The sequence below is a fragment of the Shewanella sp. SM87 genome, from assembly GCF_025653705.1.
In the GTDB taxonomy this organism is placed as follows: domain Bacteria; phylum Pseudomonadota; class Gammaproteobacteria; order Enterobacterales; family Shewanellaceae; genus Shewanella; species Shewanella oncorhynchi.
In genome coordinates this window covers 102,714-116,620 of the sequence record NZ_JAKKSC010000005.1, presented here as the reverse complement: position 1 = coordinate 116,620, position 13,907 = coordinate 102,714, and the positions used below count along the sequence as shown (strand labels likewise).

Genomic DNA, 13,907 nt, shown 5'->3' with positions numbered 1-13,907 from the left:
TATACGGCGCGTTGTCTTCCATTACATACGCAAAAGAGTCACCTTCTGCTACCAGAAAGTGACTCTTCAAGAGCTATATTATTATTGGTTTCAGCTCGGGTTCTCGCATTACACTGCTCGCTTCAACAGCATGGACTTAATATGACCAATTGCTTTAGTCGGATTAAGACCTTTTGGACAAACGTCAACGCAGTTCATGATGCCATGGCAACGGAACACGCTATAGGCGTCGTCCAGCTCAGATAAACGTTCTTCTGTAGCTGTATCGCGACTGTCGATCAAGAAACGATATGCATGAAGCAGACCGCTTGGACCGATAAACTTATCAGGATTCCACCAGAATGATGGGCAAGCCGTAGAACAACAGGCACACATGATACATTCGTACAAACCATCTAAATGAGCACGCTCTTCAGGGGATTGTAAGTGTTCACGAGCAGGTTGTTTCTCATCATTGATGAGGTAAGGCTTGATCTTCTCATACTGCTTATAGAACTGAGTTAAATCAACAACTAAGTCACGAACAACTGGCATACCTGGTAATGGACGTATTTCTAATTTCTTACCTTTAAAGGTTGAAATTGGGGTAATACACGCCAGACCATTCTTACCATTCATGTTCACGCCGTCTGAACCACACACGCCTTCACGGCATGAGCGACGGAATGACAAAGTCGGATCTTGCTCTTTCAACTTGATCAGTGCATCGAGCACCATCATGTCAGAGCCTTCAGCCACTTCTAAGCTGTAATCCTGCATATACGGTTTAGTATCTACGTCAGGATTGTAGCGATAAACTGCAAATGTCAATTTCATCTTTGCAACTCCTAGTAGGTACGTTTCTTCGGCGGGAATGCTTCACGTAACTTAGGTGCCATGTTCACTGCACGACGATCCATCGTTTCAGTGATTGGGTCAAATAAGCTGTGGCATAACCAGTTCTCATCATCACGCTCTAAATAATCTTCACGTGAGTGAGCACCGCGACTTTCGGTACGGAAGTTAGCCGCATAAGCCGTGGCGATTGCCGTTGCCATCAAGTTATCTAACTCTAAACATTCAATACGTTGAGTATTGAATTCACGAGAGTTATCAGACAATTTAGCATTTGCAAGACGTTCACGAATCACTTTCAACTGCTCTAACCCTTCAGCCATAGCATCGCCACGGCGGAATACAGAGAAGTTTAATTGCATACACAGTTGCAGATCCTTACGGATTTGCGCTGGGTCTTCGCCATCTTTGTTGCTTTCCCAACGATTCAGACGCGCCAGAGAGGCTTGAATATCCGCATCGCTAGCGTCTTTTGGATCGTCAGTCTCATCCAAAGCTTTACCTAAATGCTGACCCGCTGCGCGGCCAAAAACCACTAAGTCAAGCAGTGAGTTACCACCTAAACGGTTTGCACCATGTACAGATACACAGGCAATCTCACCCACAGCGAACAGACCAATAACATCTTGTTCAGTGCCGTCTTCATTCTTACGAATAACTTGACCACTGACCTTAGTTGGTAGACCGCCCATCATATAGTGACACGTTGGTAGTACTGGAATTGGACCATCGGCTGGATCGATATGGGCAAAAGTACGAGACAATTCACACACGCCTGGTAAACGTGCTTCTAATGTTTCTTTACCTAAGTGATCAAGCTTCAGTAAACAGTGTGGGCCTAATGGACCGTCTAAACCACGACCTTCGCGGATTTCAGTCATCATTGAACGTGCTACCACGTCACGTGATGCCAAATCTTTCGCGTTAGGGGCATAACGCTCCATGAAACGCTCGCCGTCTTTGTTCAGCAGATAACCGCCTTCACCACGACAACCTTCAGTCACAAGTACACCCGCGCCGGCGATGCCAGTTGGGTGGAATTGCCACATTTCCATGTCTTGCATTTGCACGCCAGCACGCATTGCCATACCTACGCCGTCACCGGTGTTGATATGCGCGTTAGTCGTCGAAGCGTAAATACGCCCTGCACCACCCGTCGCAAGAATCGTTGCTTTAGCTTTGAAATAAACGATATCGCCCGTTTCAATTTCAATCGCAGTACAACCCACAACGGCGCCATCATCGTTTTTAACGAGATCTAATGCATACCATTCTGAGAAGACTTGCGTCTTATGCTTAACGTTTTGTTGATATAAACAGTGAAGCAAAGCATGACCAGTACGGTCGGCAGCTGCCGCAGTACGCGCAGCCTGCTCGCCACCAAAGTTCTTAGATTGACCACCAAATGGACGTTGGTAAATCGTACCATTTTCGAAACGAGAGAAAGGCAAACCCATTTGCTCAAGTTCAATCACGGCTTCAGGACCGGTTTTACACATGAACTCGATCGCTTCTTGGTCACCGATAAAATCGGAACCTTTCACGGTATCGTACATGTGTTGTTCCCAATGATCTTCATGGGCGTTACCTAACGCAACAGTGATACCACCCTGCGCAGATACGGTATGAGAACGGGTTGGGAATACTTTTGATAAAAGCGCGCAGCTTTTACCTTCTTTGGAAATCTGCAGCGCTGCACGCATACCAGCGCCACCGGCACCGATCACTACAGCATCAAATTCGCGTACTGGAATACTCACTTAGACACCCCACACAATAACAATGCCGGCCGCTAAATAACAAAATACGGTAACGACAAAGGTGAACTGTAAAACACCACGTAACGACGTGCACTTAACGTAATCTGTCAGCACTTGCCATACACCAATCCAAGCATGTACTAATAAGGCTACCAGCGTCAGAAGTGTAAACACTTTCATTGGCAGAGCACTAAATAGGCCATGCCAGACGTCGTAGGTGAGAGGGGAACTACATGCAATAAAGCCAACCAAGAAAATGGTGTAACAGGCGAGGATCACTGCACTAGCGCGTAGTAGAATATAGTCATGAACACCACTGCGTCCAAAACTTGCTGCATTGGTTACCATACCCAGATCCCCGCTATGATTGAAAAGGCTACCGTTAAGGCAAATACAGCTTTCGCTGATGCGGCACCCGATGACAATTCTTCCCAACGACCGGTATCCATTACTAAGTGGCGCAGGCCACCAAACAAGTGATACACCAGTGCAGTCATAATGCCCCATAGGATAAACTTCATCACGAAGTTATCGAATAGAGACTGTACGCCAGCGAAACTTTCAGCTGATGCTAAAGATGAATTTAGCAACCAAATGAGAATGCCAACTGCGAACAGCATGATGACACCGGAAACACGGTGAAGAATTGACACAATCGCTGTTGCAGGAAAGCGAATGGTCTGCAGATCTAAATGGACAGGTCTTTGCTTTTTCACGTTCTGCTCACTCAGCTCCATTGAGCATTTTTTTTGTTATGTGAACCGCTTTTGTACAAACTTTAAACAGGAGGTTGATCACTGCAAAAGTAAACACAAAAGCAAAGTTTAAACAAACAGTTAACTATCTGAGCACGCACTCATTTAACATGTAAACAAAGGGTGCTTTATAATCGTTGTTTGCGGCCCATATTGGGCGAGGCAAGTATACTCGCGGCAAATGTCAAATACAAACATCACAGAATGCAAATTATGTTTTTTTGACTATTTTTTACTGTAAGTGCCAGTTACAAATAGAAAAGTAAAGGCTTTTATACCATGGTCTAACAAATTTAAACGCTTATTTAAATTGAAATGTGATCTAGAATGGCTGTAAAGTAATGGCGGTTTGACATGCCGCACTCACAGATAAGAACTAAGTAAGGAGAACGGGGTATGGCTGATTTAAAAGCCAAATTAGAATTACCAGGGAACGACTCGATAGAATTGCCAGTAAAGCAGGGAACCGCTGGTTTTGACGTAATCGATATCAGTAAACTTGGCAGCAAAGGTTACTTTACTTTTGATCCAGGTTTTCTTGCGACTGCCTCCTGTGAATCTGCAATTACCTATATTGATGGTGATCTAGGTATATTGTTACACCGTGGCTATCCAATCGATCAACTTGCCGTTGACTCCGATTACCTAGACCTGTGTTATTTGCTGCTTTACGGTGAACTGCCGACCAAAGCGCAATATACTGAGTTTGTACATACAGTTAAAACCCACACTATGGTTCACGAGCAGCTAGCCTTCTTCTTTAGAGGTTTCCGTCGTGATGCACATCCTATGGCCATGTTATGTGGTGTGACGGGTGCATTATCTGCATTTTACCAAGACTCTCTGGATGTTAACGATCCACGTCACCGCGAAATCGCCGCTTATCGCTTAGTCTCAAAAATGCCTACGATAGCAGCCATGTGCTACAAGTATTCTTCAGGCCAGCCATTCGTGTACCCACGTAATGACTTAAGCTATGCAGGTAACTTCTTAAGCATGATGTTTGCTGTACCGTGCGAAGAATACGTCGTGAACCCTATTGTTGAACGTGCAATGGACAGGATCTTCATTTTACATGCAGATCATGAACAAAATGCATCGACTTCAACAGTACGTTTAGCCGGTTCTTCAGGTGCAAACCCATTTGCGTGTATCGCAGCGGGTATCGCATCTCTTTGGGGCCCTGCACACGGCGGCGCTAACGAAGCCTGTTTGCAAATGTTAGAAGAAATCGGTTCAGTAGACCGTATTCCTGAATTCATTGAACGCGCTAAAGATAAAAATGATCCTTTCCGTCTGATGGGCTTTGGACACCGTGTTTACAAAAACTTTGACCCACGAGCCAAAGTGATGCGTGAAACCTGTCATGAAGTGCTGAAAGAACTGAAAGTACAAGATCCACTCTTGGATGTGGCAATGGAGCTTGAGCGCATTGCACTTGAAGACGAATACTTCATTTCTAAAAAGCTGTATCCAAACGTCGACTTCTACTCTGGCATCATTATGAAAGCCATTGGTATTCCAACCAGTATGTTCACTGTGCTGTTCGCACTGGCACGTACTGTAGGCTGGATTGCTCACTGGAAAGAAATGTTAGATCAACCAGGCCACAAAATCAGCCGTCCACGTCAGTTATATACTGGTGAAACTGCGCGTGATTTCGTCGCACAAGACAAACGCTAAGTCCCACGACTTACGCATTAAAAAGCGCCTAAGGGCGCTTTTTTCATTTCAAATAATCCTCTTTTAAACTTCCTTCTCCTGACAAAATACATTGTTGCAATTGCGCACTTGTGTAATCTTAATTAACCGCGTTTAGTTATTCTCATCACTTTTTAAACCTTTTGGCTACATTTAGTAAGAATCACAAATCACACTTAGCCAAAAATACGACTAATAGACTGAAATTAAACAACTTTAAATATTGGCATGGTTTCTGCTAACAACTGACATCACAATAAAGACAACAGGTAACATTCTTATGGAAAAGTCAAAAATTGCTCAATTCACCCTGCCACTGCTAATGATTTCGATGCTAGCAGCCTGTGGTGAGGAAGAAGTGGTCAAAAAAGAAGAAAAATATGCCATTCCCGTCGAAACCACTACAGTGATGCAAGGAAACGTTTCTTCTTTTTACAGTACAACTGCCACCTTAGAAGCGCCACAGGAAGCCAATGTAGTGAGTCGTATATCAGGACTCATTGAATCTCTCGCTGTTGAAGAAGGTGACCGCGTTCAAAAGGGCCAAGTGCTCGCTGTTATTGATGCCAAGAGGCAGCAATATGATTTAGACCGCTCAGAAGCCGAAGTCAAAATCATCGAACAAGAATTAAATCGCCTGAAGAAAATGAGCAACAGAGAATTTATCAGCGCGGATTCAATGGCCAAACTTGAATATAACTTGCAAGCCGCTATCGCTAAAAAAGATCTCGCCGAACTGCAAGTAAAAGAAAGCCGCGTACTGTCCCCTATCAGCGGTGTAGTTGCTAAACGCTATGTGAAAGCTGGCAATATGGCGAAGGAATTTGGCGATTTGTTTTATATAGTCAACCAAGATGAACTTCACGGTATAGTTCATTTGCCAGAGCAACAGCTTGCGAGCTTAAAACTCGGCCAAGAAGCACAAGTGTTTAGTAATCAACATAGCAAGAATGCTATCCACGCCAAAGTGTTGCGCATAAGCCCGATTGTGGACCCACAAAGTGGCACCTTTAAGGTGACACTTGCTGTGCCGAATCAAGAGGCGCGCCTTAAAGCTGGCATGTTTACCCGGGTTGAGCTCAAATACGATACCCACGAGAACGTGATTACCGTTCCCTATAGCGCCCTGATTAACCAAGATAACAGGCAAGCTCTGTATGTTATCGATGGCACTAATGCTAACCGCCGTGAAGTCGAAATTGGCTACCGTGAAGGTGATTCGGTAGAAGTGATTACAGGTATTAACCCCGGTGAACAAGTCGTGACCCGTGGCCAGCAAAACTTGAAAGACCAATCCTTAGTCGAAGTGATCACCCCACTCGATCTTGCTTCCGCTAAGAACTGATAGGAGCCTTTCATGTCAATTATCAGCACTTCCGTTAAACGGCCAGTCACGGTATGGATGTTCATGCTGGCAGTGATTTTATTCGGTATGGTGGGATTTTCCCGCCTAGCGGTGAAGTTACTGCCAGACTTAAGCTATCCCACGTTAACCATTCGCACTATGTATGACGGTGCGGCGCCAGTAGAAGTTGAACAGCTCGTCTCTAAACCGATTGAAGAAGCCGTTGGCGTGGTCAAAGGCTTACGTAAAATCAGTTCTATTTCGCGCTCAGGCATGTCGGATGTGGTGCTTGAGTTTGAATGGGGCACAACAATGGATATGGCGAGTTTAGATGTACGTGAAAAACTCGACACTATCGCTCTGCCGCTCGATGTAAAAAAGCCCTTATTACTGCGTTTTAACCCCAACCTTGACCCTATTATGCGTCTCGCGCTGTCTGTGCCCAATGCCTCTGAAGCCGATCTCAAACAAATGCGCACCTATGCAGAGGAAGAACTTAAGCGTCGTTTAGAGGCGCTATCTGGGGTCGCCGCCGTGCGTTTATCTGGCGGCCTAGAGCAAGAAGTGCATATTCAGCTCAATCAAGAAAAACTGTCGCAGCTCAATCTCAATGCCGATGATATTAAACGTCGTATTAATGAGGAAAACATCAACCTCTCTGCGGGTAAAGTGATCCAAGGTGATCGCGAATACTTAGTACGAACGCTAAACCAATTCAACTCATTAGATGAACTCGGCCAAGTGATCGTCTATCGCGACGAGCAAGCTTTAGTCCGTTTATTCGAAGTTGCTACCATCACAGATGCTTACAAAGAGCGTAGTGATATCACCCGCATCGGCAGTCAAGAATCGATTGAACTGGCCATTTATAAAGAAGGTGATGCAAATACTGTCGCTGTCGCCAAAAAACTGCGCGATGAACTCGTCAAAATCAATCAAGACCCTAAGCAAAATAAGCTCGAAGTGATTTACGATCAGTCTGAGTTTATCGAAAGTGCGGTCAGCGAAGTCACCTCTTCTGCGCTGATGGGCAGCTTGTTATCTATGCTAGTGATTTACCTGTTCTTGCGTAATATCATCCCGACACTAATTATTTCTATCTCGATTCCCTTCTCAGTGATCGCCACCTTTAACATGATGTATTTTGCCGATATCAGCTTAAACATCATGTCATTAGGTGGTATTGCCCTTGCCATAGGTCTCTTGGTCGATAACGCCATTGTGGTATTAGAGAACATTGACCGCTGCCGTAGCGAAGGCATGAGTAAATTAGAAGCCGCAGTGACGGGAACTAAAGAAGTGGCAGGCGCGATTTTTGCCTCAACACTCACCACTCTTGCGGTGTTTGTGCCGCTAGTATTTGTGGATGGGATTGCTGGCGCCCTCTTCTCAGACCAAGCGCTAACGGTCACTTTTGCGCTGTTAGCATCGCTATTAGTCGCATTAACGTCCATTCCAATGCTGGCATCACGTGAAGGCTTTAAAACCTTACCCGCGCTGATAAAAACGACACCTAAGGATAAACCCACCACTAAAATGGGCAAGCTTAAACACTATAGTGCGACTGTGTTTTCTTTTCCTATTCTATTAATTGTTAGTTACTTACCTAGTGCACTACTGAGCTTAGTGTTGATTTTAGGCCGCTTTTTCTCATGGCTTATTGGTCTAGTGATGCGCCCGTTAAGCTCAGCATTTAACTTTGTCTACCACAGTATTGAGAAGGTTTATTACAAGCTTCTGGCCTCGGCGCTGCGCCAACAGAAAGCAACGCTGTTACTCACGATTGCAATAACAGGCGCTTGTATTAGTTTGTTACCGCGACTTGGTACGGAGCTTATTCCGCCAATGAATCAGGGCGAGTTTTACGTGGAGATCTTACTGCCGCCGGGTACGGCTGTGAGCGAAACCGACAAGATATTACAGCAACTTGCACTGTCAATTAAAGACAGAGCCGAAGTTAAACATGCTTATAGTCAAGCCGGTAGTGGCGGTTTGATGACTTCGGATACTGCCCGCGGGGGTGAAAACTGGGGCCGCTTGCAAGTGGTGCTTAACGACCACAGTGCCTATAACGCAGTCACTCAAGTATTACGTGATACTGCGCGCCGTATTCCTGAACTTGAAGCGAAAATTGAGCAACCTGAGTTATTCAGCTTTAAAACGCCACTGGAGATTGAGCTCACAGGTTACGATTTAAACTTACTCAAACGCAGCGCAGATAGTCTCGTCAAAGCATTATCCGCATCGGAGCGTTTTGCCGACGTGAACACCAGTCTACGTGATGGTCAACCTGAGCTAAGTATCCGTTTCGATCATGCAAGGTTAGCGGCTCTAGGAATGGATGCGCCAACGGTTGCAAACCGTATTGCCCAACGTGTTGGTGGTACTGTTGCCAGTCAATACACAGTGCGTGACCGTAAGATTGATATTCTGGTGCGCAGTGAACTCGCGGAACGGGATCAAATCAGTGATATCGATGCCTTAATCATCAATCCGAATAGCAGTCAGCCTATTGCATTAAGCGCAGTTGCAGAAGTTTCATTACAATTAGGCCCATCTGCGATTAACCGCATCAGCCAACAACGTGTAGCTCTCGTATCAGCTAACCTCGCCTATGGTGATTTAAGCGATGCGGTTGCACAGGCGCAGCAGATACTATCGCAACAAGTGTTACCCGCATCGGTTCAGGCCCGTTTTGGTGGTCAAAATGAGGAAATGGAGCACTCATTCCAATCACTCAAAATTGCCCTTATCTTAGCGATTTTCTTAGTGTATTTAGTCATGGCGAGTCAGTTTGAATCACTACTGCACCCCTTGCTTATCCTCTTTGCCGTACCTATGGCATTAGGTGGCAGTGTACTTGGGCTTTATATCACCCAAACTAACTTGAGTGTGGTGGTATTTATTGGCCTTATCATGTTGGCGGGGATCGTCGTGAACAACGCGATTGTGCTTGTGGATCGGATCAATCAACTGCGTAGCGAAGGTGCTCAAAAACTTGATGCCATTCGCGATGCTGCTAAATCGCGCCTACGCCCCATTATGATGACAACCCTCACCACGACCTTAGGCTTATTGCCGATGGCGCTAGGTCTAGGTGATGGCTCAGAGGTGCGCGCACCGATGGCGATTACGGTGATCTTTGGTCTGAGTTTATCAACACTACTGACCTTAATTGTGCTCCCAGTGCTCTATGCCCTGTTCGACCGTAAAGAATACGCAGTAACTGGCTCACATATAAACGTAGAGGAGGCTCGCCCATGAACCTCACCCGTTTAGCCATTAAGCGCCCCGTAACCACCAGCATGTTCTTCTTTGCTATCTTGCTGTTTGGTCTCGCCTCGAGTCGCCTATTACCGCTGGAAATGTTCCCTGGTATTGATATCCCACAGATAGTGGTGGAAGTGCCTTACAAAGGCTCGACCCCTGCTGAAGTGGAGCGCGATATTACCAAAGTGCTGGAGGAATCCCTCGCGACTATGGGGGGGATTGATGAGCTTGAATCAGAATCCTCCCAAGAAGGCGCCGAAATCGAAATCAACATGAAGTGGGGGGAAAACGTTGCCACTAAGAGCTTAGAAGCGCGGGAAAAAATCGATGCTGTGCGGCATTTACTGCCCAAGGATGTGGAGCGGGTCTTTATCCGACAATTCTCCACCGCCGACATGCCTGTGCTCACCATACGCATCTCAAGTGATCGTGAGCTTTCAGGTGCATTCGATCTACTCGATAAACAGCTCAAGCGTCCGCTTGAACGTGTTGAAGGTGTCTCTAAGGTCAGCCTGTACGGCGTTGAGCAAAAGCAAATTGAGGTACGCATCAATGCCGACCGCCTTGCCGCCAGTGGATTTTCAGCCACAGATTTGCAACAACGTCTCGGCAGAGAGAACTTTGTGTTGAGCGCAGGTACACTCAGGGCCAGTAATATCGTTTATCAAGTTTCACCTAAGGGTGAGTTTAGAAACCTTGAAGATATCAAAGCACTAGTACTGATCCCCGGATTGACCTTAGGCGATATCGCCGATGTGCAATTTGCCCTACCTGAACGTATCGAAGGTCGACATTTAGATAAGCACTATGCCGTGGGTTTGGATGTGTTTAAGGAATCTGGCGCTAACTTAGTCGAAGTGTCAGACCGTGTCATGAAGGTGATTGAACTTGCTAAGCAGGACCAACAGTTCCAAGGTATTCGCCTATTTATCATGGAAGATCAAGCCTCTGGAGTAAAATCTTCACTAATGGATTTGCTGCTTTCAGGGTTAATCGGTGCACTGCTGTCCTTTGTCGTGCTGTACTTATTCCTGCGTAATTTGAAAATGACTTTAGTGGTTGTGTCATCCGTGCCTATTTCAATTGGTATGACGCTCGCCGCTATGTATCTACTCGGTTACAGCTTGAATATTCTGTCTATGATGGGGCTCCTGCTCGCCGTCGGTATGTTGATTGATAACGCTGTGGTTGTCACTGAGAGCGTACTGCAGGAAAAACAAGGTAAACACCCTAAAGACAATGAAGAGTCAGTCATGACGGGGGTCGATAAAGTGTCTCTGGCGGTATTGGCAGGCACAATGACAACCGCCATTGTATTTTTACCTAATATTTTTGGCGTAAAAGTCGAGATCACCATTTTTCTAGAGCATGTTGCTATTGCGATTTGTATCTCACTCGCCGCGTCGCTATTGGTCGCAAAAACCTTAATCCCTTTGATGTTGACTAAGTTCCACTTCGACATCGCCCCCGAAAAGGATGCGGGTAAATTACAACGTTTTTACAATAATACCCTAGATTGGGTATTGCTCAGACCTTGGCGTTCAGGCGTGATTGCTGTAGCGATACTCGCATCCACCGCCCTGCCGCTATCTATGGTTAAACAGGATCAAGAAGACAGCGAGAGCAATGAACGAATCTACATTAACTACCAAGTAGAAGGTCGACATAATCTCAATGTCACTGAGGCGATGATCAACCAAATGGAAGAGTATCTTTATAACAATAAAGAGGAATTCCATATTGATTCGGTCTACAGCTATTATGCCTCTGACGATGGCTCATCAGTGATCCTCCTAAAGAAAGATTTGCCTATGTCAGTGGATGAGTTAAAAAAGAAAATCCGTAGCGGCTTTCCTAAGTATTCCATCGCCAAACCACAATTTGGCTGGGGCAATGACAACTCTGGCGTGCGAGTCACACTGACAGGGCGCTCAACCTCTGAGCTGATTAACTTGAGCGAGCAAGTTATTCCTTTGTTGCAAAATATCAAAGGATTGCAAGATGTTCGCTCCGAGCTTAATGGCGCTCAGCAAGAAGTGATTATCCGCATTGATAGACAAATGGCGGCGCGGTTAGATTTAAAACTCAATGAAATTGCCTCAAGTATCTCCATGGCACTGCGCGGTTCACCGCTGCGATCCTTCCGCCACGATCCTAATGGCGAGCTGCGCATCGAAATGGCCTACGAGAAAGAGTGGCAAAAGTCACTTGAGAAACTCAAGCAGTTACCCATAGTACGCCTCGACCAAAGAGTGTACACCTTAGATAATCTGGCGAAGATTGAGATCCAACCCCGCTTCGATACTATCAAACACTTCAATCGCCAAACCTCGCTGTCGATTGGGGCTAACTTAGAAAACCTCACCACAGAAGAGGCGCAAACTAAGATTAAGCAAGTGATGGAAAATATCCGTTTCCCCGATGGTTACGACTATTCACTCCGTGGTGGCTTCGAGCGCCAAGATGAAGATCAGAACGTGATGGTGACTAATATGCTCTTGGCTGTCGCGATGATTTATATTGTTATGGCGGCGTTGTTTGAATCTCTACTATTACCAACGGCGATTATTACCTCGATCCTATTTTCCATCACAGGTGTATTCTGGGCGCTGTTTATCACAGGCACCCCTATTTCTGTGATGGCAATGATAGGTATCTTGATTTTAATGGGGATTGTGGTAAACAACGGTATCGTTCTGGTGGATCAAATCAATCAGATGACACCGGATCTCGACAAATTGTCTGACACCATTCGGGAGGTGTGTATCACCCGTTTGCGGCCAGTGTTAATGACAGTAGGTACAACAGTACTGGGATTAGTCCCACTGGCGATGGGTGATACCCAAATCGGTGGCGGCGGCCCGCCATATTACCCCATGGCAATCGCCATTATCGGTGGCTTATCGTTCTCGACAGTGACTAGTTTGTACTTAGTCCCCCTGTGCTATCAAGCATTTTATCGGATGCGTCACCGCGCAGCGATTCGCTTAGGCCAAGCCGATCACTTTGCCAAAAAACTGTTACCTTGGACGGTTTAGTTGTCTTGGATAGCTGATGTTCTTGAACAGTTCAGCAATCTTCGACAACTTAATATGCCATTGAATTTGTAATAAAAAGGCTGCTGTGCGGCCTTTTTTCTTTTACGAATTACGCTCTATACTTTTACTGCGGTAAAACCCTAAACTGGATCATAAACAATTGCTCAAGACCGGGATAAATTTCTGCAATCACATCACGTAGCTGCGGCAACGTCATATTCTCTTGCTTAGCATGAATGTCTGAGAGCTCAGTTAAGGTCACTGGCACGACATCAATAATATGGATATCACAAAACCAGCGGTCGGTTTCGAAGGTTGAAACGGGAAGTGTTTGACCTGCAATCACATGGGATTCCGTTTCATCACGCAATGTAATGGTTTTAGTGCCACTTAATATATCGTGCTCAAAGCGCTCAAAAAAAGTGATTTTAGTTAATAACACACATCTTCCTCGGCTCAGGATATGAGCAATAAAATAACAGTAGAGTCAATTTTTCAAACTCATAATGCTAGGCAATATAATGGCTTTTGATCCACACTGACAGTCTACACCGCAGAATTTGCAGCATTTGTCGTGTGAAATACTAACAGCGCCGTTTAAGTCAAATAGTTATGCTAACGCCATTTAGCAAAACTAGTTCCCAAAGAGTAGCCGTTGTTTTCGACAAAATTCAGCAAAACATGGTCAGTTCGCTCAGATTGAGTTAGAATCCCGCCTCAATTGAGCCATTGGCCTCATATTCCTGCGCGTAGCGGGTGCGAAACGAAATTAGAGACGTCATGAACAAGAAACAAAAGATCATCAAGAAAATAGCTAAACGCGCTAAGGCCAGACTGAATAAAGTCGACCCAGTGACTATCGGCTCACCTGCAAAATCAGGTTACATCTCTAAGGCTGATCGCGCAAAAATGGCGGCATCAGAAGCCGCGACTAAACAAGTCGAAGGCCAACAAGACACGCCAAGTATTGAAGAATAAACAGTAACGAAGAATAAGAAGCTCAGCAGAATAGTCTTTTAGCGGCGTATTTTGGCATTGTTAGCTTAACTAAATGAAGTGCAAACGCCGTTTCAAACAAAATGCCACAAGCAATCTTGTGGCATTTTGTTTTTCAGCATTCACATCATTAGCAGCTTTCTGACTGCTCCTCGTTATTAAGAGCTCATTTTTATCTGCATTCTTGCCCACAGCTTCTACATGGCGC

The 13,907-nt window shown here is 45.5% G+C and carries 10 protein-coding genes; 5 read left to right on the top strand and 5 right to left on the bottom strand.

Features of this window, described 5'->3' with window-relative positions; translation table 11 throughout:
• Nucleotides 1-108 precede the first annotated feature (108 nt).
• Genes L5M11_RS05790 through sdhC form a run of 4 tightly spaced genes read right to left on the bottom strand, consistent with a single transcriptional unit; the run spans nucleotide 109 to nucleotide 3,331 of the window.
• The gene (locus L5M11_RS05790; RefSeq protein WP_028759701.1) at nucleotides 109-816 is read right to left on the bottom strand and encodes a succinate dehydrogenase iron-sulfur subunit; all 708 of its coding nucleotides are present in this window, start codon (nucleotides 814-816) and stop codon (nucleotides 109-111) included.
• 11 nt (nucleotides 817-827) lie between these two features.
• Nucleotides 828-2,594 carry a succinate dehydrogenase flavoprotein subunit gene (gene sdhA, locus L5M11_RS05785; protein ID WP_011847025.1) on the bottom strand — a complete coding sequence of 589 codons (1,767 nt, stop codon included), beginning with the start codon at nucleotides 2,592-2,594 and terminating at the stop codon, nucleotides 828-830.
• Nucleotides 2,595-2,942: a succinate dehydrogenase, hydrophobic membrane anchor protein gene (gene sdhD, locus L5M11_RS05780; RefSeq protein WP_028759700.1), complete on the bottom strand. Its 348-nt coding sequence runs from the start codon at nucleotides 2,940-2,942 to the stop codon at nucleotides 2,595-2,597.
• Nucleotides 2,936-3,331 carry a succinate dehydrogenase, cytochrome b556 subunit gene (gene sdhC / locus L5M11_RS05775; RefSeq protein ID WP_263191605.1) on the bottom strand — a complete coding sequence of 132 codons (396 nt, stop codon included), beginning with the start codon at nucleotides 3,329-3,331 and terminating at the stop codon, nucleotides 2,936-2,938. Before sdhC ends, sdhD begins: the two co-directional genes overlap by 7 nt.
• 414 nt (nucleotides 3,332-3,745) lie before the next feature.
• Between sdhC and L5M11_RS05770 the strand changes: the two genes are divergently transcribed.
• The 4 genes from L5M11_RS05770 (at nucleotide 3,746) to L5M11_RS05755 (ending at nucleotide 12,703) form a co-directional block, all read left to right on the top strand.
• On the top strand, nucleotides 3,746-5,032 hold the full coding sequence (locus L5M11_RS05770) for a citrate synthase (RefSeq protein WP_105252697.1): 1,287 nt from the start codon (nucleotides 3,746-3,748) through the stop codon (nucleotides 5,030-5,032).
• A gap of 298 nt (nucleotides 5,033-5,330) precedes the next feature.
• Complete coding sequence (locus L5M11_RS05765; protein ID WP_263191604.1) at nucleotides 5,331-6,395, top strand: efflux RND transporter periplasmic adaptor subunit; 1,065 nt, start codon at nucleotides 5,331-5,333, stop codon at nucleotides 6,393-6,395.
• A gap of 12 nt (nucleotides 6,396-6,407) precedes the next feature.
• On the top strand, nucleotides 6,408-9,659 hold the full coding sequence (locus L5M11_RS05760) for an efflux RND transporter permease subunit (protein WP_263191603.1): 3,252 nt from the start codon (nucleotides 6,408-6,410) through the stop codon (nucleotides 9,657-9,659).
• Nucleotides 9,656-12,703, top strand: a complete 3,048-nt coding sequence (locus L5M11_RS05755; protein ID WP_131523310.1) for an efflux RND transporter permease subunit — start codon at nucleotides 9,656-9,658, stop codon at nucleotides 12,701-12,703. The genes L5M11_RS05760 and L5M11_RS05755 overlap by 4 nt, the downstream gene beginning before the upstream one ends.
• 124 nt (nucleotides 12,704-12,827) lie before the next feature.
• Here L5M11_RS05755 and yqfB read toward each other — a convergent pair whose 3' ends face one another.
• On the bottom strand, nucleotides 12,828-13,145 hold the full coding sequence (gene yqfB, locus L5M11_RS05750; RefSeq protein WP_113940516.1) for a N(4)-acetylcytidine aminohydrolase: 318 nt from the start codon (nucleotides 13,143-13,145) through the stop codon (nucleotides 12,828-12,830).
• A gap of 338 nt (nucleotides 13,146-13,483) precedes the next feature.
• Here yqfB and L5M11_RS05745 point away from each other — a divergent pair, with 338 nt between their 5' ends.
• Nucleotides 13,484-13,681 (top strand): DUF2986 domain-containing protein, encoded by a 198-nt coding sequence (locus tag L5M11_RS05745; RefSeq protein WP_131523309.1) that lies wholly within the window; start codon nucleotides 13,484-13,486, stop codon nucleotides 13,679-13,681.
• Nucleotides 13,682-13,907: the final 226 nt, after the last annotated feature.

Coding starts and splice junctions, on each gene's coding strand:
- sdhC (WP_263191605.1), bottom strand. CDS start 3,331: ATGGAGCTGAGTGAGCAGAACGTGAAAAAGCAAAGACCTGTCCATTTA.
- sdhD (WP_028759700.1), bottom strand. CDS start 2,942: ATGGTAACCAATGCAGCAAGTTTTGGACGCAGTGGTGTTCATGACTAT.
- L5M11_RS05765 (WP_263191604.1), top strand. CDS start 5,331: ATGGAAAAGTCAAAAATTGCTCAATTCACCCTGCCACTGCTAATGATT.
- L5M11_RS05755 (WP_131523310.1), top strand. CDS start 9,656: ATGAACCTCACCCGTTTAGCCATTAAGCGCCCCGTAACCACCAGCATG.
- L5M11_RS05745 (WP_131523309.1), top strand. CDS start 13,484: ATGAACAAGAAACAAAAGATCATCAAGAAAATAGCTAAACGCGCTAAG.
- L5M11_RS05760 (WP_263191603.1), top strand. CDS start 6,408: ATGTCAATTATCAGCACTTCCGTTAAACGGCCAGTCACGGTATGGATG.
- L5M11_RS05770 (WP_105252697.1), top strand. CDS start 3,746: ATGGCTGATTTAAAAGCCAAATTAGAATTACCAGGGAACGACTCGATA.
- L5M11_RS05790 (WP_028759701.1), bottom strand. CDS start 816: ATGAAATTGACATTTGCAGTTTATCGCTACAATCCTGACGTAGATACT.